The organism is Sphingobium sp. SG1 (assembly GCF_057063145.1).
Map to the genome: position 1 here is coordinate 236,174 of NZ_JBVVOJ010000007.1, position 19,071 is coordinate 255,244.

Consider the following 19,071-nt stretch of genomic DNA (forward strand, 5'->3'; position numbering starts at 1 on the left):
TAGACCCCTGCGCCGCCGCTGGCCAGCCCATAGGCGGCGAACCGTCCGATGGGCCGCCATTGCGCAGCGGCGCGCGACCTGTCATGCGGCCGCTTTCCCCGCCCTGTTTGAGGACCATTGCCATGACACCGCGCGAATTGCTGGGCACCGCCGCCGTTCCGGGCGGGCAGGAACTGCGTCTCTATCGCCGCGGCGGCGACTTCATGATCGTGCTCGACCGCAACGAGCTGATGAGCAGCCGGATGAGCGGGTCGGAAAAGGCGCTGGCGCTGATGACGCTGGAGCGACTGGGCAAGCGCGCCGGCCTCCATATGCTGATCGGCGGCTATGGCATGGGCTTCACCCTGCGCGCCGCGCTCGCGGAAATGGACACCAAGGCACAGATCACGCTGGCCGAACTGGTGCCCGAGATCATCGAATGGGCGCGCGGTCCGATGGTCGATCTGGCCGCCGGCTGCCTGGACGATCCGCGCGTGCGGCTGGTGATGGACGATGTCGCGCATGTGATCGCCGCCGGCCATGGCAGCTATGACGCGATCCTGCTGGATGTCGACAATGGCCCGGACGGCCTGACCGCCGACGCCAATGACCGGCTCTATACCAATGCCGGCCTCTCCAGCGCGATGCGCGCGCTCAAGCCCGGCGGCATATTGGCGATCTGGTCGGCGGGATCGGACGCCGCCTTCACCCGGCGGTTGCAGAATGCGGGCTTCGCGGTCGAGGAAGTCGCGGTCAAGGCGCGCGACAATGGCAAAGGCCCCCGCCACGTCATCTGGTTCGCAACCCGCCGGCGTTGAGGGGCCGTTTTAGAAAGCCGGTTCCAGCCCACTCCCCCGCCCAACCGCCCGATCCAGTGTCATCCTGTCGGGTGGTTGGGCGGGGGAGTGGGCCGGCACCGTACCGAGAGATCGCCCTTTCGCGATGCCTCAAAAAAAAGCGCAACACCCCGGACATGAGAGGGGCCGCCGGGACGCAATGCCCGACGGCCCATCATGTGCATGGTCAGCGGCCGGAAACCGCCCAGAAGGAAGACAAGTTCGCGCTAAAACCCCTGGCGGAGACGGCCTGTATGTCGGCGCTCTTGGTCTCTACACCATGAAGGGTTTGTACCGACGCTCCGGCGTCGTCAGCGGCGCATTTTCCGAATGGACTTGACCGACCCCATTGCTGAACCATGAGACATCGGATCACCTCCTTTCGCTAATTAAGCCCGCGTGACCGGCTTTGAGCTACCCCTCGATCGGCCACGAGACGGACTGTGAATCAGACGGATTGCAGGATCAAGACTTGTAATATTCTTTTTTGGAATCATACTTGAACGTCCGCGCCGAAACGGCGGGACCGCTGATTTTCAGCCCCGACACTCCTCGATAACGCGCGACATTTCGGCCCAGGCCGGCACGATCAGCGTCTCCTGCCCCTGCACCTCGACCGCAAAACGGCCCCGGCTATAGGCAAGCTGGTCCAGCACCGCGTCGCTCGCGCCGCGCACGGCAGTCAGCTGCGGCACCTGCGTCCCCGCCATCACCGCCGGCCAGCTGCTCGCGCCATAGCTTGTCCGCACCGTGATCGCCCCCTGCCCGCCGCCGGCCCTGCCGAGGCTGATCCGCCGCGTCGCCCGGTCGCAGCGCAGCGTCAAACGCGGGGCAGAAGCCGACTCGCCAAACAGTGCGACCGGCCCGGCCGGATCGGCGCGATAGGTCCAGTTGCCCGGCGTTGCGGGCCGATATTGCCACTCGACTGCCGCAGGCGGGGCCGGCTCGGCCGGCGGCACCGGCGCAGGCCGGGGTGCTGGCGCGGGGCGCGGTGCCGGCGCGGAAGGCGGCGCGACGCAGCCTGCAACCAACAGGGTCAGCGGCGCTGCAAGGGCCGGGGCGGACACAAGAAATCGGGTCAGACGCATCGCGCTTCCATGCCCGAGCCGGCCGGAGCGCTCAACCCGAAAAGGGGCAAGGCGACGGTAGAGGCGGATAGCCGACCGCGGCCATCGCCCCTTGCCCACATGCGCAACCGCTCCGTTCATCGCACGAAGAGCCTCAAAAAAGCGCCGGATATTGACAGTTTTGGGGCGAATCGATAAAGGCCGCCGTTCCCTACACGCGTAACAGCGGCAGTGCTTCCTGCACTGGCCGTCTTTTTTGCGTCTTGGGAAGCAACATCATGGCCTGTTTTTCCTTGCCAGGAAAGAGGCCCGAACGCTTTGAGATGGGGCGGCGCCAACTGCCCCGTGGAGCAGGAGATTTAAGTACCATGGCACGTATTGCGGGTGTTAACATCCCGACCAACAAGCGCGTAATCATCGCGCTCACCTACATCCACGGCATCGGTCGCAAGACCGCCGTTGACCTCGCCGACAAGCTGGGCATCGACCATGCGCGCCGCGTTCAGGACCTGTCGGACGCCGAAGTCCTGCAGATCCGCGAAGCCATCGACGCCGACCTGACCGTCGAAGGCGATCTGCGTCGCGAAACCGCGATGAACATCAAGCGCCTGATGGATCTGGCCTGCTATCGCGGCCTGCGTCATCGCAAGGGCCTGCCGGTCCGCGGTCAGCGCACGCACACCAATGCGCGCACCCGCAAGGGCAAGGCGAAGCCGATCGCCGGCAAGAAGAAGTAATCGTCGAGGGTCATGTCCTCTGGACCGACCCTCCGGTGACTTCTGCTTTTGAACGATTTTTGTAGGATTAGAGCAAAATGGCACGCGAACCCCAGCGCATTAAGCGCCGCGAACGCAAGAACATCTCGGCCGGCGTCGCGCACGTCAACGCCAGCTTCAACAACACCATGGTGACCATCACCGACGCCCAGGGCAACGCGATCTCGTGGTCCTCGGCTGGCATGATGGGCTTCAAGGGCAGCCGCAAGTCGACCCCGTACGCCGCTCAGGTGTGCGCCGAAGACGCCGGCCGCAAGGCCGCCGAACATGGCGTCCGCACCCTCGAAGTCGAAGTCAAGGGCCCCGGTTCGGGCCGTGAATCGGCTCTGCGCGCACTGCAGGCCGTCGGCTTCCACATCACCTCGATCCGCGACGTCACGCCGATCCCGCACAATGGTGTGCGTCCGTCGAAGCGCCGCCGCGTCTAATTAAGCTTCGCTAGAGGCTTGAAGGCGGGCGGCGGACGCGTCGCCCGCTTACCCGTTTGCATCGGCCGGAACGTCCTGATGGGTCCAGGATCTACCCGTTACGGCCACATCCCCAGGGGAAGTACATGACTGTCAACATGAAGAACTGGCAGGAATTGAAGAAGCCCAACGCCCTCGAGATCAAGCCGACCGGCGACGGCAAGCGCAAGGCGACCTTCGTTGCCGAACCGCTTGAGCGCGGTTTCGGCCTGACGCTCGGCAACGCGCTGCGCCGGGTTCTTCTCTCCTCGCTCCAGGGCGCGGCGGTCACCTCGATCAAGATCGAGAATGTCCTGCACGAATTCTCGTCGCTCGCCGGCGTGCGTGAGGACGTCACCGACATCGTCCTGAACATCAAGCAGGTCGCGCTGAAGATGGAAGGCGAAGGCCCCAAGCGTCTGCAGCTGTCCGCCACCGGCCCGGCCGTGGTGAAGGCAGGCGACATTGCCGTCGTCGGCGACATCGAAGTGATGAACCCCGATCTGGTGATCTGTCACCTCGATCAGGGCGCGACGCTGAACATGGAACTGACGGCTGACATCGGCAAGGGCTATGTCCCCGCCGTCGCCAACCGCCCGGCAGACGCACCGATCGGCCTGATCCCGGTCGACGCGCTCTACTCGCCGGTCCGCCAGGTCGCCTACAAGGTGGATAACACCCGCGTCGGCCAGGAACTGGACTATGACAAGCTGTCGCTGACGCTGGAAACCGACGGCACCGTGACGCCGGAAGATGCGATTGCCTATGCAGCCCGCATCCTGCAGGACCAGCTCCAGCTGTTCGTCCACTTCGAGGACGCGCTGCCCGCCGCTGCCCCGGCTGCCGGCCATGCCGCTGCCGCTGCTTCGGAAGGCGAAAGCGACACCAACCAGATCAACCGCTATCTGCTCAAGAAGGTGGACGAACTGGAACTGTCGGTCCGCTCGGCCAACTGCCTCAAGAACGACAACATCATCTATATCGGCGATCTGGTCCAGAAGACCGAAGCCGAGATGCTGCGCACCCCGAATTTCGGCCGCAAGTCGCTGAACGAAATCAAGGAAGTGCTGTCGTCCATGGGCCTGCGCCTGGGCATGGACATCCCTGGCTGGCCGCCGGAAAATATCGAGGAAATGGCCAAGAAGCTCGAACAGGAGCTGCTGGGCTAAGTCGGAGCGAGCCGCGCAGCGCAGCAGCGCGGCGGTTCGCAACGCGAACGCGAACGACCGGCCAGCGACGCGCAGCGTCGTCTGACGTCACGGGATTTACTCCCGTGACGGTCGCCGGACGGTCAATGGGGTATTAGGCGGTCCCCATGAAAACCGCCTGGTCTGGGGTACCTCATCCGGCCCCTTAACGAACGAAGGAATGAGACATGCGTCATAAAGTTGGTCATCGTAAGCTTCAGCGCAGCACCGGTCATCGTACCGCCCTGCTTCGCAACCTGGCTGCCTCGCTCATCAAGCATGAGCAGATCCTGACCACCACGCCGAAGGCGAAGGAACTGCGTCCCTACGTCGAGAAGCTGATCACCCTCGCCAAGAAGGGTGGCCTGTCCAACCGTCGTCTGGCCGACGCCCGCCTGAAGGACGATGCGCAGCTGACCAAGCTGTTCGAAGTCCTGGCCGAGCGTTACAAGGATCGCAACGGTGGCTACACCCGCGTGATCAAGGCCGGTTTCCGCGCTTCGGACGCGGCGCCGATCGCCATCATCGAGCTGGTCGACCGTGACGTCGATGCCAAGGGCCAGGACTCCGGTCCGGTCAACACCGTCGACGAAGACGAATTCGAAGCCGCCTGATCGCGGTTCCGCCGGTAACGGTGGATAGACGATAGTCGAACAGGCCGCGGCTTCATCCGAAGCCGCGGCCTGTTTTCTTTCAAGGATATAGGGTCGAGAGGATGCGCGCGCTTCGCCGCCTGATCTGGCCACTGCCGGCCCTGCTGGCAGTGATCGCCGCCGCGCCGGCCTCTGCTGTGGCTGCCGCCGCCTCGGGCGATGCCACCCCCGCCGCGATCGACGCGACGCCGCCGGACAACGGCCTCCATTACCCGCTCACCCGCCGTCAGGATCTGGTCGAGGATCATTTCGGCTTGAAGGTGACCGATCCTTATCGCTGGCTGGAAAATGACGTCCGCACCGATCCCGCCGTGCGCGACTGGGTCGGCCGCGAGAATGACCTGACCCGCCGTTATATTGACGACCTGCCCGGCCGCGACGCGCTCAAGACGCGGATGCAGGCGCTCTTTGCCCATGGCCGCTTCACCGTGCCGCGCAAGGCCGGCACCCGCTATTTCTACGGCTATAACAAGGGGCTGCAGAACCAGACGCCGCTCTACGTCCGCGAAGGGCTGGCCGGTGAACAAAGGCTGCTGCTCGATCCCAATCGCTGGGCCAGGGACGGCGCGAGCGCACTCGCCGAATGGACGCCCTCGCCCGACGGCCGCTTCCTCGCCTATGGCGTGCAGGACGCCGGCAGCGACTGGCGCACCCTGCGCGTGCTCGACGTCGACAGCGGCAAGATCCTCGACGACAAGGTCGAATGGGTCAAATTCTCGCAGACCGCCTGGGACGGCCGGGGCGAGGGCTTCTTCTATTCCCGCTATGCCGCGCCGGTCGACGGCGAAGCCTATCAGTCGACCAACAGCGACCAGCAGCTTTATTATCATCGCATCGGCACGCCCCAGACGCAAGACCAGCTCATCTATGCGACGCCTGATCGCCCCAGCCTCAGCCACATCGCCCAGGTGACGAGCGATGGCCGCTGGCTGATCGTCAGCAGCTTTGCCGGCATGGATCCGCGCCGCGAGCTGCATGTCGCCGCGCTCGACGGTGGCCCCGTCAAGCTGCGGACGCTGGTCAAGGGCCTCGCCAATGACTGGCGCCTGATCGGCAGCCGCGGATCGACCCTCTATTTCGTCACCGACCGCAAGGCCGCCCATATGCGGCTGGTGACGCTCGACGCCCTGCGGCCGGGGCGCAGCGAAAAGCCGCTGGTGGCCGAACGCGCCGATACGCTGGCCGGCGGATCGCTGGTCGGCAACCGCTTCATCCTCGCTTACATGACCCAATCGGAAACCGTCGCCGAACTGGTCGAGCTGGACGGGCGCAAGGTCGGCGACGTGCCGCTGCCGGGCATGGGTACCGCCGCCGGCTTTGGCGGGCGCGATGGCGACCCGGAGACCTTCTTCTCCTTCTCCGGCTTCGTGACGCCGGCCAGCATCTATCGCTTCGACACGGCGAGCCAGCAGACCCAGCTCTTCGCCCAGCCCGACCTGCCCTTCAATCCCGCCGATTATGGCGTCGAGCAGGTCAGCTACCCCTCGAAGGACGGTACGCTGATCCCGATGACGATCCTGCGCAAGAAAGTGCTGGCCGACCATGCACAGGCGGTCCCGACCATCCTCTATGGCTATGGCGGCTTCAACATCGCGCTGACGCCCGGCTATTCGGCGACCCGCATGGCCTGGCTGGAACAGGGCGGCGCCTATGCCATCGCCAATCTGCGCGGCGGCGGCGAGTTCGGCAAGGCCTGGCACGACGCCGGGCGCGGCGCCAACAAGCAGAATGTGTTCGACGATTTCATCGCCGCCGCCGAATATCTCAAGGCGCAGGGCTATACCCCCAAGGATGGCCTGGCGATCGAGGGCCGTTCCAATGGCGGCCTTCTGGTCGGCGCGGTGGTAAATCAGCGGCCCGACCTGTTCGCCGCCGCCCTGCCCGCGGTCGGGGTCATGGACATGCTGCGCTTCGATCGCTTCACCGCCGGCCGCTATTGGGTCGACGATTATGGATCGCCCGACAATGAACGCGACTTCCCCCTGCTCTATGGCTATTCGCCCTATCACAACATCTTGAGCGGCAAGGATTATCCGGCGATCCTGGTGACCACGGCGGACACCGACGACCGGGTCGTGCCGGCCCACAGCTTCAAATATGCCGCCGCGCTGCAGGCCGCGTCGATCGGCGACAAGCCGCATCTGCTGCGGGTGGAGAATCGTGCGGGCCATGGCGCTGGCAAGCCGATCGACAAGCTGATCGAGGAATATGCCGACAGCTATGCCTTTGCCGCCCATTTCACCGGGCTCGACATCCGACGCAAGCCGGACTGAGCCCATTCAGCCTCTGGACAGCCCGACGCGGCTATGGCTCTGTCCATCGCAGGAGACAGGCAGATGATCGGGAACAGGACGCGGTGGATGACGGGTGCGCTGGTCGGCGCAGGGCTGCTGTTGGGCAGCGTCACCCCGGCACAGGCCCGGCCCCGCTATGACGATCGCTACTGGCATCACCGCCATGATCGCGGCAATGGCTTCGGCTTTGGCGACGCGGTCGGCATTGCCGCGCTGCTCGGCGCCGCCGTGGTGGTCGCCAATTCCGTGTCCAAGGACCGCAAGGACGCACGCGGCGCCGATACCGATAACCGTCCCTATGCCGACAATGACGCCCCGCCCCCGAGCGGCGGCACCGATTATGGTGCGGATGCCCGCGACGCGGGACCGCCTGCGCGCGCGGATGATTTTTCCGACGTCGCCGCCGCCAACCAGAGCAATGACCAGCTGACCGACGCCTGCGCGCTGGCCGCGCGAAACGAGGCGCAGGGCCAGGCCGGCTATGCCGAAATCCGCCACATCGACGAGCCGCGCGCGACCGCCGACGGCTATAATATCGATGGCGAGGTCGAAACCCGCGCCAGCTATCGCGCCACCGAAGGCACCACCCGCCGCTTCACCTGCGCGATGAAGGACGGCCGCGTGGCAGAGGTCTATCTCAGCCGCGACGTGGCGATGCACTGACGCATAGCCACCGGATTGTCTCGCCTAGCGAGACAGTCTGGTGCGCCGCCGCCGGCTTATCATGCCCGCCCATTTCCTTATTTCGAGCCCATCTCGAACAAATGGGAAAAGGGATAGACATGATGAGAAACATGATCGGCACCGCGGCAGCCATCGGCCTTGCCCTCGCCTGCGGCACCGCCCATGCCGAAAGCTTCCAGGGCCCCTATGTCGGCGTCCAGGCTGGCTGGAACCGCGACAGCATCGGCAGCGCCAACAGCGATGTCGGCCGCCTCGACCTGCATGAATCGCGCGACGCCTTCTTCGGTGGCGGATTTGCCGGTTATGATCATCAGCTTACCGACAAGATCGTGGTCGGCGTGGAGGCCGGTTTCGACATCGCAGCCGATGATGCATCGCGCGTCGGCGGATCGCTGATCGATCCCAATTACAGCTTCGATATCGGCGCGCGCGCCGGCTATGTCGTCGGCGGCAACACCCTGCTCTATGTCCGGGGCAGCTACGAGAGTATGCGCGCCCGTATCGCGCTGAGTGATGCCAATGGCACCCTGTCGGGCCATGACAGTTTCGACGGCTGGGGCGTGGGTGCTGGCATCGAGCGTTTCGTCGCCGACAAGGTCACCGCGCGTATCGAATATCGATATAGTGACCTTGGTGACGGCGGCAAGTTCGACCGGCACCAGACCCTGGCCGGCCTCGCCTATCATTTCTGATCGTCAGCCGGGACGGGCAGGCGCAAGGTAGCCCTGCCCGTCCAGAGGCCAGAGCCATCCATTCCAGCGGATCAGCGCGCCGCCAGATAATCGCCGCTCGCGATCACCCGATGTCCGGTAACGGACAGCGCGTACAGATAGACCCAGGCCGTGACCGGGCCATCGGGCGTTTCCACTAGACAGCGTTCGCGCCGATATTCATGGGGCAGGGGATCGTCGGGCGTGCATTCCTCATAGGCGTCGAGCCGCGCCACCAGCGCCTCCGCTTCGGGCAGCGCGAACAGGTCGCCATGCACGCGCCCCGCCTCCCCCGGCACGAAACCGGGATAATCCGCCACCTGATAGAGTTTCCCGCCGATCCAGCCGGCCCCGATCCACTCGGCGCGATCGGCAAGCCAATGCGCCATCGGCCCGTCAAAGCCCGGTCGCAGCGTGCCATAAACGAAAAGCAACGGCCTATTCATTACCAACCTGCAACTTTCACCGATTGACGGCAAATTTTTCCAACCATCGGATTTTTTCGCATTACGGAAAAATAAGCCTCTGAGGAAAACCCACGGATTTCCGCCAAAAATCAAAACTGGCACGCCGCCTGCAATATCGTCTGGCATCAAGGCCGGACGGTCCGGCCAGGAAATATCTAGGGAGTGAGTATCATGTCCATCGCCAAGTTCCAGAGCGTCGCCCTTGCCTTTGTCGGCGCTGTCATCTTCGCCAGCCTGTTCGTCGGCGCGGCGGTTCCGGTTGCCCCGATCGCCTGATCGGGCAACCGCCCCTTTCCCATCACAGATATTATTGAAGGCCAGATCCATGAACAACAGTTTCACCCTCGACCGCCGCAACGCGAAGATCATGGGCGTGTGCGCCGGCATCGCCAACCGCACCGGGCTGGATGTCACGCTGATCCGCGTCGCCCTGGTGCTGCTGACCCTGTGCGCCCTGGGCCCGATCGGCGTCGTGGCCTATCTGCTCGCCGGCTGGCTGGCCGAGGGTTGATCCCTCGCCGCCACCGGAAGGCAGGGTTTCCGGATACAAAAGCGCCGCCCCGGCATATGCCCTGGGCGGCCTTTTTATGCCCCGCATCGACGGGACAAGGATGAGCGCGATCTGCGCTTAAGCGTACAGCACCGAGTAGAAGGTCAGCATCTGGACACTGACTGCAACCACCAGCGCAGTCGCCTGAAAGGCCTGACGCATATTGGACTCCATCATTGGAACGACATCCCGGATCGGGATGCAGCGCCATATGATGATTTCACATCATTGTAACAATCGCAAAGCCTGACATGCCAATTGCATCAAACGCAATTATGTCACAGCTGTTGCTCCAGAGCCATGATGGTCGCGCGCGCCGCCGCCGGGTTCCGGACCTTGGCGCCGCCAATGTAGAAGAGATAGGCGTCGCCCTGCGCCGCTTGCGCCTTTGCCCGATCGGCCCAGCCGGCGATGTCCGCCCTGCCATAGCCGGTCTCCTCGCCCTCCCGGCTGCGCATCAGCCGGCTGTAGGAAAAACCGACATCATGGCCGATGATTGCCGGATAATCGTCATGGTCGGCCAGCACCACCGCCACGCCCGCGTCGCGTGCCAGAGCCAGGAAGGCCGGATCATCGAAGCTTTCGTGCCGCACCTCCAGCGCATGGCGCAGCGCCACGCCATCGACGCTGGCCGGCAACAATTGCAGGAAGGCGCCGAAATCATCGGGGTCAAACTTCTTGGTCGGCATGAACTGCCACAGGATCGGCCCCAGCCGGTCGCCCAGTTCGACAATCCCCTGCTGGACGAATTTCTGGATCGACTCGCCCGCCTCCGCCAGCACGCGGCGATTGGTGCAGAATCGCGACGCCTTGACCGCGAACTGGAAGCCGTCGGGCACCGCCTGCGCCCAACCGGCAAAGGTCGCCGGCTTCTGGCTGCTATAATAGGTGGCGTTGATCTCCGTCGCGGTCAGTTGCACGCCGACATAGGCCAGTTCATCCTTCTGGCGCATGCCGGCGGGATAGAAGCTGCCGCGCCAGGGCTCATAGACCCATCCGCCGATGCCGACCCTGATCCGTCCCGTCATGAAGATCCTCCCTGCGCCATATTGATCGCCCGGAACGATCAGAGCCAGCGGGAAAAGCCATTGGCGATTATTGCGAACAATTCTTAATTATCGGACAACAGTTTTCAAAGGGGCTCCGCCATGTCGCTCGATCTCATCAAGACCGCCACCTATTTGTCGATCCACCTGACCGTGGGCTTCACCGTCGCCTATCTGATGACCGGATCGGTCGCGCTGGCCGGCGGCATCGCGCTGGTTGAGCCGATGGTCAATGCGGTCGCCTTCTTCTTCCACGAACAGGCCTGGAAGCGCTTCACCGCCCGGCCGCCACGCAATGCCGGACGCGACTGGATGCGCGGTCAGGCGGCGATCGCCTGATCCCTCACTTCTTCGGGCGCGGCTTGGCGCGCGGGATCAGCCAGGGCTTCACCTTGCCGGTCGGCCGCGCCTTTCCGTCCAGCCGTCGCACATGCCGGATGGTGATCGGCTTGACGATCATCTGCCCGCGCATCGGCCCGGTGCCACAACAGGTCGGCACCGCCAGGATGCGACGCACCACGTCCATGCCGGCCACCACATGGCCAAAGGCAGCATAGCCGATCGAACTGCCCTGTGCGTCCATCCTCGGCGTCGGGCCCACCGTGATGAAGAAATTGCCCGATGCAGAATTGGGCCGGTCGGGCCGGGCCATCGACAATGTCGCGTCGAGATGCCTGATCCCGGTCTGGCTGGTCGGCTCATGCCGGACCGGCGGCAAGGCCCGGCGCAGGTCGGTATCGATCCCGCCCTGGATCAGCCCATATCTGGGATCGCTCTTGCGCCGCGCCGCCCGGTAGAAAACCGTGCCGTCGAGCCGCTGGTCATCGGCATAGGCCAGGAAATTGGCGCTGGTCAGCGGCGCCCGGCGCTGGTCGAGCGCCACGATGATGGTCCCGACCGACGTATCAATCGCCACCCGCGTATAGCCGGGGGTCGGCCGATTGGCAGGCTGGGCATGGGCCAGACCGGGTAACAGGGCGAACAGGAAAACGGCAAGACGGCAGGCAACGGAACGCATCGACACGGGAACACTCGTCGGGAAGAGAGGATGCCGAGGCTATCGACCGCGCAGCGCGGACGCAACCAAGCAACAGGGCGCCTGCCCTTTGCCGATATGCCGCTTATGCTGTCCTACAGCATGTCACCGCCCTATATTGCCCGGCCTCGGCGATCGAACAGCTTTGTAACGAAATTTCCCACATTTGAATGAAGATGACAAAATGTGCGGGAAATGTGCGAAGTTAAGCGCTTGCTTGCCCGGCTCGGGGTGGGGGCCTATAGCCCGCGGCCATGAGCAGCGAACCCTTCCGCACGCAACTCGCAGCGCTTGAATCGCGGGGGCGCCTGCGCCACCTGATCCCCCGCGCCGGGCGTGATTTTGCCTCCAACGACTATCTTGGCCTCGCGTCCGATCCGATGATCGGCCAGGCCGTTGCCGATGCCGTCGCGCGCGGCGTGCCGGTCGGCTCGGGCGGCTCGCGCCTGCTGCGCGGCAATGCGCCCGAACATGAAGGGCTGGAGGCCAAGGCCGCGGAATTTTTCCGCACCCAGGCATCGCTGTTCCTGGCCAACGGCTTTCTCGCCAACATGGCGCTGTTCGCGACCCTGCCACAGCGCGGCGACCTGATCGTCGCGGACGAACTGATCCATGCCAGCGTCCATGACGGCATCCGCCTGTCGAAAGCGACTGCGGTCTTTGCCCGTCACAATGACCTGCAGAGCTTCGCCGACCTCATCACCGCCTTCCGCGCCGAAGGGGGCAAGGGCCGGATCTGGATTGCGGTCGAGACACTCTATTCGATGGACGGCGACATGGCGCCGCTCGGCGATCTCGCCAAGCTCGCCGCTACCCATGATGCGATGCTGCTGCTGGACGAAGCCCATGGCACCGGCGTCTTCGGCCCCGGCGGGCGTGGGCTTTCGGCCGGCCTCGACGGGCTGCACAATGTCATCACCCTCCACACCTGCGGCAAGGCGATGGGCGTGGAGGGCGCGCTGATCTGCGGCCCGCGCATCCATATCGACTATCTCATCAACCGCGCCCGCCCCTTCATCTTCTCGACCGCACCTTCGCCGCTGATGGCGGTCGCTGCTTCCGCCGCGATCGACCGGATCGAGACCGCCGACAATCGCCGCGACCGGCTGGCCACATTGCGCCAAGATGCCGTGGAAGCGATCTGCGCGCCGCTCGGCCTGCCCCGTCCGCGCAGCCAGATCATCCCGCTGATCCTGGGCGAGGATGCGCGCACCATGGCCGCCGCCGCCGCCTTGCAGGAGGCCGGCTTCGATGTGCGCGGCATCCGCCCGCCGACCGTGCCCGCCGGCACCAGCCGGCTGCGCATCTCGCTCTCGCTCAATGTCGGGCGCGCCGACGTGATTGCGCTCGGCGACGTGCTGCGCCGGGTCGCCCGATGACCCGCCTGATCGTCACCGGCACCGATACCGACATTGGCAAGACCGTCTTCGCCGCCGGCCTCGCCGCAGCGCTGGGCGCCTATTATTGGAAGCCGATCCAGGCCGGCGTCGATCCGCAGGGCGACAAGGAACGGGTTGCCACCCTGTCCGGCCTGCCGCCCGAACGCATCCTGCCCGAAGCCTATCGCCTCGCCACGCCCGCCTCGCCGCATCTTGCCGCGCGGATCGATGGCGTCGACATCTCGCTCGATCGCCTGGCCCTGCCCAGGGTCGACGGGCCGCTGGTGGTGGAAGGGGCCGGCGGCGTGCTGGTGCCGGTCAGCGAAAGCCTGCTGATGGCGGACCTGTTCGCCTATTGGGGCCAGCCCGCAATCCTGTGCGCTCGCACCGGCCTTGGCACGATCAACCACAGCCTGCTCAGCATAGAGGCGCTGCGCGCGCGCGGTGTCCATGTCGTTGGCATCGCCTTCATCGGGGATGCGCATGAGGAGAATGAGCGGATCATCCCGCACATCGCCGGCGTCCCCAGCCTGGGGCGCCTGCCGCTGCTCGATCCGCTCGAGCGGGATAGTCTGGCGGCCGCCTTCAGGGCGCACATACACCTTCCCGATAATTTCAACAGCCGATAATTTTCGACCAACGACATGGACATGCCGCTTTGACGGGCGTTGAACTGCCCGCCAGAACGGACCAGTTGAACGAAGTCCGATTTCGACGAAGCAAGGGAATAGCCTTCATGAAGTTCCTCCTGATGGGCGCTGCCGCCACCGGCCTCGCGCTCGCCGCGACCGTGGCCTATGCCGACCAGCCCGCCACCACGACCGCCACTGCCCCGGCCGCCAAGCCGACCTATGGCACTTACGGCTTCGACACCGCCGGCATGGATGCCTCGGTCAAGCCCGGCGACGATTTCTATGAATATGCCAACGGCACCTGGCTGAAGAACACGCCGATCCCGGCGGACAAGTCCAACTATGGCGCCTTCACCGTGCTGGATGAACTGTCGCAGAAGCGCACCCGCGAGATATTGGACGGCGCCAAGACCGATCCCAACAGCAAGATCGGCGTCGCCTATGCGACCTATCTGGATTCGGCCGCGGTTGAGGCGAAGGGCCTTGCCCCGATCAAACCCTGGCTCGCCGAAATCGGCGCGGTCAAGGATCTGAAGGCCTATGCCGCCCTGTCCGGCAAGGCGGCGCGCGCCGGCGTGCGCGGCCCGTTCCGCTTCTATGTCGGTCAGGACGACAAGGATCCCGAAACCTACATCCTCTCGATGATGCAGGGTGGCCTGGGCCTGCCCGACCGCGACTATTATCTCGACCAGGGCGAGAAGATGGCGGCGGTCCGCACCGCCTATGTCGCCCATCTCGAACAGATGCTGACCCTGCTGGGCGAACCCAATGCCAAGGCGCGCGCCGCCGCGCTGATGGCGTTCGAGACCGAGATCGCCAAGGTCCACTGGACCCAGGTCGACAGCCGCGACGCGGACAAGACCTATAACAAGATGACCCTCGCCGCGCTGCAGAAGGCCGCGCCCGGTTTCGACTTCGCCGCCTATTTCGGCGCCGTTGGCCTCAAGCCCACCGACCTGCTGGTCGCCCAGCCCTCCGCCGTCACCGGCGAAGCCGCGCTGATCGCCAAGGCGCCGATCGGCGTGCTGAAGGACAGCCTGCTGCTGCGCAGCGTCCACAGCTATGCCGATTATCTGCCCGACAACATCGCCAGCGCCGATTTCGCCTTTTTCGGCACTACCCTGTCGGGCACGCCCGAGCGCGAGGAACGCTGGAAGCGCGGCGTCACCTTCCTCAAGGAATCGCTGGGTGAGGAAGTCGGCAAGGTATATGTCGCCAAATATTTCCCGCCCGAAACCAAGGCGGCGATGGACCAGCTGGTCAAGAATGTCCTGTCGGCCATGGGTCGCCGCATCGATGGCCTGCCGTGGATGAGCGACGAGGCCAAGGCCCGCGCCCACAAGAAACTGGCCGCCTTCACGCCCAAGATCGGCTATCCCGATCGCTGGCGCGACTATAGCGGCCTGACCATCAAATCGGGCGACCTGTTCGGCAATGCGATGCGGTCGAACCAGTTCGACTTCGACTATAATATCGGCAAGCTGGGCAAGCCCATCTATCGCTGGGAATGGGGCATGACCCCGATGGAGATCAACGCCTATGCCAATTTCGGCATGGTCGAGATCGTCTTCCCGGCCGCCATCCTGCAACCGCCCTTCTTTGACCCGAATGCTGATCCGGCGGTCAATTATGGCGGCATCGGCGCGGTGATCGGCCATGAACTCAGCCATCATTTCGACGACCAGGGCGCGAAATATGACGAGACCGGCAAGCTCAACCAGTGGTGGACCGATCAGGACGTCGCCAATTTCACGGCGCTGACCGCCAAGCTCGGCGCTCAATATGACGCCTATGAGCCCTTCCCCGGCGCGCATGTGAAGGGCGCCTTCACCATGGGCGAGAATATCGGCGATCTGGGCGGCCTGGCCGTCGCGCTCGACGCCTATCATGCCTCGCTGGGCGGCAAGGCCGCGCCGGTGATCGACGGCATGACCGGCGACCAGCGCTTCTTCCTGGGCTGGGCACAGGTGTGGCGCCGCAATTATCGCGAGGCCAATCTGCGCCAGCGTCTGGTCACCGATCCGCATGCGCCGTCGCAATATCGCGCCGACATCGTGCGCAATTTCGACGCCTGGTATGATGCGTTCAAGCCAGCGCCGGGTGGCAAGATCTATCTCGACCCCAAGGATCGGGTGAAGATCTGGTAAGCAGAATCGGAGAAGGGCCGCTCATCGGGCGGCCCTTTTTCGTTGCGGCATGGAAATGAGGTCCGCGACCGATCGTTTCCCCTTCGCGGCAGGCTGACGGGAACTTTTCCGCCATCTTTCTAATGCCACGCTTCATCCTGTCCGGACTTTTCCCCCGCCTGCTTTGTCCACAGCTTTGGGCGGTAGCAAAGCCAAGGAGAAGCACATGACGGGTCTCAACCTTTCGAACATCATCAAGACCGGTGTCGCGTCCGTCGCGCTGCTGGCGGCCTATTCCGTGTCGGCGCAGACGCCTGCCGCCCCGGCCGCGTCGGCCCCTGCCGCCGGCGCCAGCAACTTCAGCGACGCCGACATCAAGCAGTTCGCGGCCGCCGCCGTGGAAGTGACCAAGATCCAGTCGGACAATGCAATCGCGGCCGCCGAAAAGCAGCCCAAGATGCTGGCTGCGCTGCAGTCGAAGGGCATTCCGCCCGAAAAGTTCAACGCCATCGGCCAGGCTGCGGCCGCCGATCCGGCCCTGCAGCAGCGGATCCAGGCCGCCGCGGGCACGCCGGCACCGGCTGCGCCCGCCAGCCCGGCGACCCCGGCTGATCCGGCAACCCCGCCGCAGCAATAAGCATATTTGCCACGGGAATGGCGGGTTCTCCCTTGCCCGCCATTCCCGTTCTGCGATCCGGTTCCCCAGATCGTTGAAAATAAAGGGGGTGACCATGGCGGCTTCGCCTGTCTATGGTCCCGGCCATGCATGAACAGGCCCTTGTAATCGCGCTGATCGGCATATTGGGCATCGGCGCCCAATGGATTGCCTGGCGCACCGGCTGGCCCGCCATCGCCCTGATGCTCGCCGCCGGCGTCATCGGTGGCCCGGTGACCGGCCTTATCGATCCCAAACTCACTTTTGGCGAACTGCTCGAACCCATGGTGTCGGTGGCGGTCGCCCTGATCCTGTTCGAAGGCGGTCTCAGTCTCAATTTCCGCGAATTGCGCAAGACCGACGGCGCCGTCACCCGGCTGGTGGTGCTGGGCGCTCCGATCGGATGGATATTGGGCGCGCTCGCCCTTTATTATGTCGCGGGCCTCGTCTGGCCGGTGGCGATCCTGTTCGCGGGCATTCTCGTGGTGACCGGGCCGACCGTGGTGCTGCCGCTGCTGCGCCAGTCCAACGTCGCCGCCCGGCCGCGCGCGATCCTCAAATGGGAAGCGATCGTCAACGATCCGGTCGGCGCGCTGCTCGGCCTTGCCACCTATGAATATCTGCGCCGGTCGAGTGAGGGCAGCACGCTGGCAGCGGTCATCCTGTCGCTGGTCGCCGCCGCCATCATCGCCGGCCTGATCGGCTGGCTTGCCGCCCGCGCGATCGGCTGGGCGTTTCAGCGCGGCCATGTGCCGGAATATCTGAAAGCGCCGATCCTGCTGGTCGCGGTGATCGGCGTCTTCGTTCTCTCCAACCTCATCCAGGCGGAAACCGGCCTCGTCACCGTGACGGTGATGGGCGTGGCGCTCGCCAACATGAAGTTCGATTCCCTGCGCGACATCCAGCCGTTCAAGGAAAATGTCACCGTCCTGCTGATCTCGGGCGTGTTCGTGATCCTGTCGGCCTCGCTCGACCTTGATGTGCTGCGCCAGTTCGAATGGCGCTTCCTGGCCTATCTGCTGGTGCTGCTGTTCGTCGTCCGTCCCGCGACGGTGCTGCTCAGCCTCGCCTTCTCGCCGGTGCCCTGGAACGAGCGACTGCTGGTCGCCTGGATCGCGCCGCGCGGCATCGTCGCGGTCGCCATTTCCGGCCTGTTTGCGCTGCGTCTCGATCGGCTGGGCTATGGCGATGGCGCGATCCTCGTCACCCTGTCCTTCTCGATCGTGGTCGCGACCATCCTGTTCCATGGCTTCTCGATCAAGCCGCTCGCCCGGCTGCTCAAGGTCACCGGCGCGCAGGACAAGGGCCTGCTGCTGGTCGGCGCCACACCCTTCAGCCTCAGCCTTGCCGCCCAGCTGCGCCAGTTGGAGGTGCCGGTGATGATCGCCGACAATAGCTGGCAGCGTCTGGCCCCCGCCCGGCATGGCGGCATCCCGACCTATCATGGCGAGATATTGGCGGAGGCGACCGAGGAACGGCTGGACCTGACCCAGTTCCAGGTGCTCGCCGCCACGTCGGAGAATGAGGCCTATAATGCGCTCGTCTGCAACGAGTTTGCGCCTGAAGTCGGCCGCGACAATGTCTATCAGCTGGGCGACGCCAGCGACGATCATGATCCGCGCGCGCTGCCGGAATCGCTGCGTGGCCGCGCGCTGTTCGATTCAGGCCTCGGCGTCGAGGAAATCATGATCCGCGAGGATGCCGGCTGGACCTTCCGCAAGACGCGGATCAGCGACCAGTTCGATTTCGAGGCGGCCAAGGCCGACCTGCCGGCCGATGCCGACATGCTGCTGCTGCTCCGCAAGAATGGCACGATGCGCTTCTTCACCCATGCGTCGCGACCGACGCCACAGCCGGGTGACACGATCCTGTCTTATGTGCCGCCCGCATCAAAGACCCGCAAGAAACCGGAAGGAGAGGAGGAATGAGGAGGCTCGCCCCCGCGCTGGCCCTGTGCGTCATGCTGGCTGCCTGTGATCGGCCCGCAGGCAATGCTGTCGATAACGGAGCCAACGCGGCCAACGTCGCCGACAATGAGATAGCCGCGAACGAGGCGGATAATGCCGCCGAGCCGGTTCGTTCGATCCTGCGCCCCGAAGTGGCCGAACCCGAAGTGCCGAAGATCGAACCGCTCGACGCCACCGTCGCCTTTGGCACGTCCGGGCTGAAGCTGGACGACGCCGCCCGCGCCGCGCTCGATACGCTGGTCGAAACCCCGGCGATCAAGACCGGCGGGGCGATCACGCTGCGCGGCCATAGCGACAGCAAGGGCAATGATGGCGACAATCGCGTAGCCTCCCGCATCCGGGCCGAGGCGGTCGAGGCCTATCTGGTCGAAAAGGGCATCGCCAAGGATCGCATCAGCCTGATCGCGCTGGGCGAAACGCGGCCGATCGCGCCCAATGCGAAGGAGGATGGCAGCGACGATCCCGAAGGTCGGGCGAAGAATCGCCGGGTCGACATCCATGTCGCGGTGCCCACGGTCGTGGTGCCGACGGCAGCCGTGCTACCCAGCATCTCGCCGGTGGATCGCAAGGACAAGCCATAG

The 19,071-nt window shown here is 64.8% G+C and carries 20 protein-coding genes; 16 read left to right on the forward strand and 4 right to left on the reverse strand.

What is annotated here, in order from left to right; translation table 11 throughout:
* The first annotated feature begins 122 nt into the window (after nt 1–122).
* A complete protein-coding gene (locus tag AC0KVN_RS17045; protein ID WP_037510794.1) occupies nt 123–797 on the forward strand; it encodes a spermine/spermidine synthase domain-containing protein in 675 nt (224 codons plus the stop codon).
* A gap of 554 nt (nt 798–1,351) precedes the next feature.
* Here AC0KVN_RS17045 and AC0KVN_RS17050 read toward each other — a convergent pair.
* Nucleotides 1,352–1,903: a hypothetical protein gene (locus AC0KVN_RS17050; protein ID WP_435566929.1), complete on the reverse strand. Its 552-nt coding sequence runs from the start codon at nt 1,901–1,903 to the stop codon at nt 1,352–1,354.
* A 347-nt stretch (nt 1,904–2,250) separates the two neighbouring features.
* On the opposite strand from AC0KVN_RS17050, the gene rpsM reads away from it, so the two are divergent.
* The 7 genes from rpsM to AC0KVN_RS17085 all read left to right on the forward strand — a co-directional run bounded on the left by rpsM (nt 2,251) and on the right by AC0KVN_RS17085 (nt 8,614).
* Nucleotides 2,251–2,619 (forward strand): 30S ribosomal protein S13, encoded by a 369-nt coding sequence (gene rpsM, locus AC0KVN_RS17055; protein ID WP_004208751.1) that lies wholly within the window; start codon nt 2,251–2,253, stop codon nt 2,617–2,619.
* A 77-nt stretch (nt 2,620–2,696) separates the two neighbouring features.
* Nucleotides 2,697–3,086, forward strand: a complete 390-nt coding sequence (gene rpsK / locus AC0KVN_RS17060; protein ID WP_004208752.1) for a 30S ribosomal protein S11 — start codon at nt 2,697–2,699, stop codon at nt 3,084–3,086.
* Between the two features lie 125 nt (nt 3,087–3,211).
* Nucleotides 3,212–4,273: a DNA-directed RNA polymerase subunit alpha gene (locus AC0KVN_RS17065; protein ID WP_004208753.1), complete on the forward strand. Its 1,062-nt coding sequence runs from the start codon at nt 3,212–3,214 to the stop codon at nt 4,271–4,273.
* 206 nt (nt 4,274–4,479) lie between these two features.
* Nucleotides 4,480–4,905: a 50S ribosomal protein L17 gene (gene rplQ, locus AC0KVN_RS17070; protein ID WP_004208754.1), complete on the forward strand. Its 426-nt coding sequence runs from the start codon at nt 4,480–4,482 to the stop codon at nt 4,903–4,905.
* Between the two features lie 101 nt (nt 4,906–5,006).
* Complete coding sequence (locus AC0KVN_RS17075; RefSeq protein WP_435566928.1) at nt 5,007–7,217, forward strand: prolyl oligopeptidase family serine peptidase; 2,211 nt, start codon at nt 5,007–5,009, stop codon at nt 7,215–7,217.
* 87 nt (nt 7,218–7,304) lie between these two features.
* Nucleotides 7,305–7,901 (forward strand): hypothetical protein, encoded by a 597-nt coding sequence (locus tag AC0KVN_RS17080; RefSeq protein ID WP_483656219.1) that lies wholly within the window; start codon nt 7,305–7,307, stop codon nt 7,899–7,901.
* Nucleotides 7,902–8,020: 119 nt separating this feature from the next.
* Nucleotides 8,021–8,614, forward strand: a complete 594-nt coding sequence (locus AC0KVN_RS17085; protein WP_435566926.1) for an outer membrane protein — start codon at nt 8,021–8,023, stop codon at nt 8,612–8,614.
* Nucleotides 8,615–8,685: 71 nt separating this feature from the next.
* On the opposite strand, the gene AC0KVN_RS17090 is transcribed toward AC0KVN_RS17085, so the two are convergent.
* A complete protein-coding gene (locus AC0KVN_RS17090) occupies nt 8,686–9,078 on the reverse strand; it encodes a gamma-glutamylcyclotransferase family protein (RefSeq protein WP_435566925.1) in 393 nt (130 codons plus the stop codon).
* A gap of 346 nt (nt 9,079–9,424) precedes the next feature.
* On the opposite strand from AC0KVN_RS17090, the gene AC0KVN_RS17095 reads away from it, so the two are divergent.
* The gene (locus AC0KVN_RS17095) at nt 9,425–9,610 is read left to right on the forward strand and encodes a PspC domain-containing protein (RefSeq protein ID WP_004208760.1); all 186 of its coding nucleotides are present in this window, start codon (nt 9,425–9,427) and stop codon (nt 9,608–9,610) included.
* A gap of 317 nt (nt 9,611–9,927) precedes the next feature.
* Here AC0KVN_RS17095 and AC0KVN_RS17100 read toward each other — a convergent pair whose 3' ends face one another.
* Nucleotides 9,928–10,677: a DUF72 domain-containing protein gene (locus AC0KVN_RS17100; RefSeq protein ID WP_435566924.1), complete on the reverse strand. Its 750-nt coding sequence runs from the start codon at nt 10,675–10,677 to the stop codon at nt 9,928–9,930.
* Between the two features lie 120 nt (nt 10,678–10,797).
* Between AC0KVN_RS17100 and AC0KVN_RS17105 the strand changes: the two genes are divergently transcribed.
* Nucleotides 10,798–11,034, forward strand: a complete 237-nt coding sequence (locus AC0KVN_RS17105) for a DUF2061 domain-containing protein (RefSeq protein WP_017499658.1) — start codon at nt 10,798–10,800, stop codon at nt 11,032–11,034.
* Between the two features lie 4 nt (nt 11,035–11,038).
* Here the strand turns inward: AC0KVN_RS17105 and AC0KVN_RS17110 are convergent, their stop codons facing one another.
* Nucleotides 11,039–11,713: a peptidylprolyl isomerase gene (locus AC0KVN_RS17110; RefSeq protein ID WP_435567103.1), complete on the reverse strand. Its 675-nt coding sequence runs from the start codon at nt 11,711–11,713 to the stop codon at nt 11,039–11,041.
* A 272-nt stretch (nt 11,714–11,985) separates the two neighbouring features.
* On the opposite strand from AC0KVN_RS17110, the gene AC0KVN_RS17115 reads away from it, so the two are divergent.
* The 6 genes from AC0KVN_RS17115 to AC0KVN_RS17140 all read left to right on the forward strand — a co-directional run bounded on the left by AC0KVN_RS17115 (nt 11,986) and on the right by AC0KVN_RS17140 (nt 19,071).
* Nucleotides 11,986–13,110, forward strand: a complete 1,125-nt coding sequence (locus tag AC0KVN_RS17115; protein WP_017499660.1) for an 8-amino-7-oxononanoate synthase — start codon at nt 11,986–11,988, stop codon at nt 13,108–13,110.
* Nucleotides 13,107–13,739: a dethiobiotin synthase gene (gene bioD, locus AC0KVN_RS17120; RefSeq protein WP_435566923.1), complete on the forward strand. Its 633-nt coding sequence runs from the start codon at nt 13,107–13,109 to the stop codon at nt 13,737–13,739. Before AC0KVN_RS17115 ends, bioD begins: the two co-directional genes overlap by 4 nt.
* 107 nt (nt 13,740–13,846) lie before the next feature.
* Nucleotides 13,847–15,889 (forward strand): M13 family metallopeptidase, encoded by a 2,043-nt coding sequence (locus AC0KVN_RS17125; protein WP_435566922.1) that lies wholly within the window; start codon nt 13,847–13,849, stop codon nt 15,887–15,889.
* Nucleotides 15,890–16,094: 205 nt separating this feature from the next.
* Complete coding sequence (locus AC0KVN_RS17130; protein ID WP_004208769.1) at nt 16,095–16,505, forward strand: DUF4168 domain-containing protein; 411 nt, start codon at nt 16,095–16,097, stop codon at nt 16,503–16,505.
* A 113-nt stretch (nt 16,506–16,618) separates the two neighbouring features.
* Nucleotides 16,619–18,451, forward strand: coding sequence for a cation:proton antiporter (locus AC0KVN_RS17135; RefSeq protein ID WP_483656220.1), 1,833 nt, complete (start codon nt 16,619–16,621; stop codon nt 18,449–18,451).
* Nucleotides 18,448–19,071, forward strand: coding sequence for an OmpA family protein (locus AC0KVN_RS17140; RefSeq protein WP_435566920.1), 624 nt, complete (start codon nt 18,448–18,450; stop codon nt 19,069–19,071). The genes AC0KVN_RS17135 and AC0KVN_RS17140 overlap by 4 nt, the downstream gene beginning before the upstream one ends.

Excerpts from the sequence above, each read along its gene's own strand:
- AC0KVN_RS17045 (WP_037510794.1), top strand. The coding sequence starts at position 123 with ATGACACCGCGCGAATTGCTGGGCACCGCCGCCGTTCCGGGCGGGCAG.
- AC0KVN_RS17050 (WP_435566929.1), bottom strand. The coding sequence starts at position 1,903 with ATGCGTCTGACCCGATTTCTTGTGTCCGCCCCGGCCCTTGCAGCGCCG.
- rpsM (WP_004208751.1), top strand. The coding sequence starts at position 2,251 with ATGGCACGTATTGCGGGTGTTAACATCCCGACCAACAAGCGCGTAATC.
- rpsK (WP_004208752.1), top strand. The coding sequence starts at position 2,697 with ATGGCACGCGAACCCCAGCGCATTAAGCGCCGCGAACGCAAGAACATC.
- AC0KVN_RS17065 (WP_004208753.1), top strand. The coding sequence starts at position 3,212 with ATGACTGTCAACATGAAGAACTGGCAGGAATTGAAGAAGCCCAACGCC.
- rplQ (WP_004208754.1), top strand. The coding sequence starts at position 4,480 with ATGCGTCATAAAGTTGGTCATCGTAAGCTTCAGCGCAGCACCGGTCAT.
- AC0KVN_RS17075 (WP_435566928.1), top strand. The coding sequence starts at position 5,007 with ATGCGCGCGCTTCGCCGCCTGATCTGGCCACTGCCGGCCCTGCTGGCA.
- AC0KVN_RS17080 (WP_483656219.1), top strand. The coding sequence starts at position 7,305 with ATGACGGGTGCGCTGGTCGGCGCAGGGCTGCTGTTGGGCAGCGTCACC.
- AC0KVN_RS17085 (WP_435566926.1), top strand. The coding sequence starts at position 8,021 with ATGATGAGAAACATGATCGGCACCGCGGCAGCCATCGGCCTTGCCCTC.
- AC0KVN_RS17090 (WP_435566925.1), bottom strand. The coding sequence starts at position 9,078 with ATGAATAGGCCGTTGCTTTTCGTTTATGGCACGCTGCGACCGGGCTTT.
- AC0KVN_RS17095 (WP_004208760.1), top strand. The coding sequence starts at position 9,425 with ATGAACAACAGTTTCACCCTCGACCGCCGCAACGCGAAGATCATGGGC.
- AC0KVN_RS17100 (WP_435566924.1), bottom strand. The coding sequence starts at position 10,677 with ATGACGGGACGGATCAGGGTCGGCATCGGCGGATGGGTCTATGAGCCC.
- AC0KVN_RS17105 (WP_017499658.1), top strand. The coding sequence starts at position 10,798 with ATGTCGCTCGATCTCATCAAGACCGCCACCTATTTGTCGATCCACCTG.
- AC0KVN_RS17110 (WP_435567103.1), bottom strand. The coding sequence starts at position 11,713 with ATGCGTTCCGTTGCCTGCCGTCTTGCCGTTTTCCTGTTCGCCCTGTTA.
- AC0KVN_RS17115 (WP_017499660.1), top strand. The coding sequence starts at position 11,986 with ATGAGCAGCGAACCCTTCCGCACGCAACTCGCAGCGCTTGAATCGCGG.
- bioD (WP_435566923.1), top strand. The coding sequence starts at position 13,107 with ATGACCCGCCTGATCGTCACCGGCACCGATACCGACATTGGCAAGACC.
- AC0KVN_RS17125 (WP_435566922.1), top strand. The coding sequence starts at position 13,847 with ATGAAGTTCCTCCTGATGGGCGCTGCCGCCACCGGCCTCGCGCTCGCC.
- AC0KVN_RS17130 (WP_004208769.1), top strand. The coding sequence starts at position 16,095 with ATGACGGGTCTCAACCTTTCGAACATCATCAAGACCGGTGTCGCGTCC.
- AC0KVN_RS17135 (WP_483656220.1), top strand. The coding sequence starts at position 16,619 with ATGGTCCCGGCCATGCATGAACAGGCCCTTGTAATCGCGCTGATCGGC.
- AC0KVN_RS17140 (WP_435566920.1), top strand. The coding sequence starts at position 18,448 with ATGAGGAGGCTCGCCCCCGCGCTGGCCCTGTGCGTCATGCTGGCTGCC.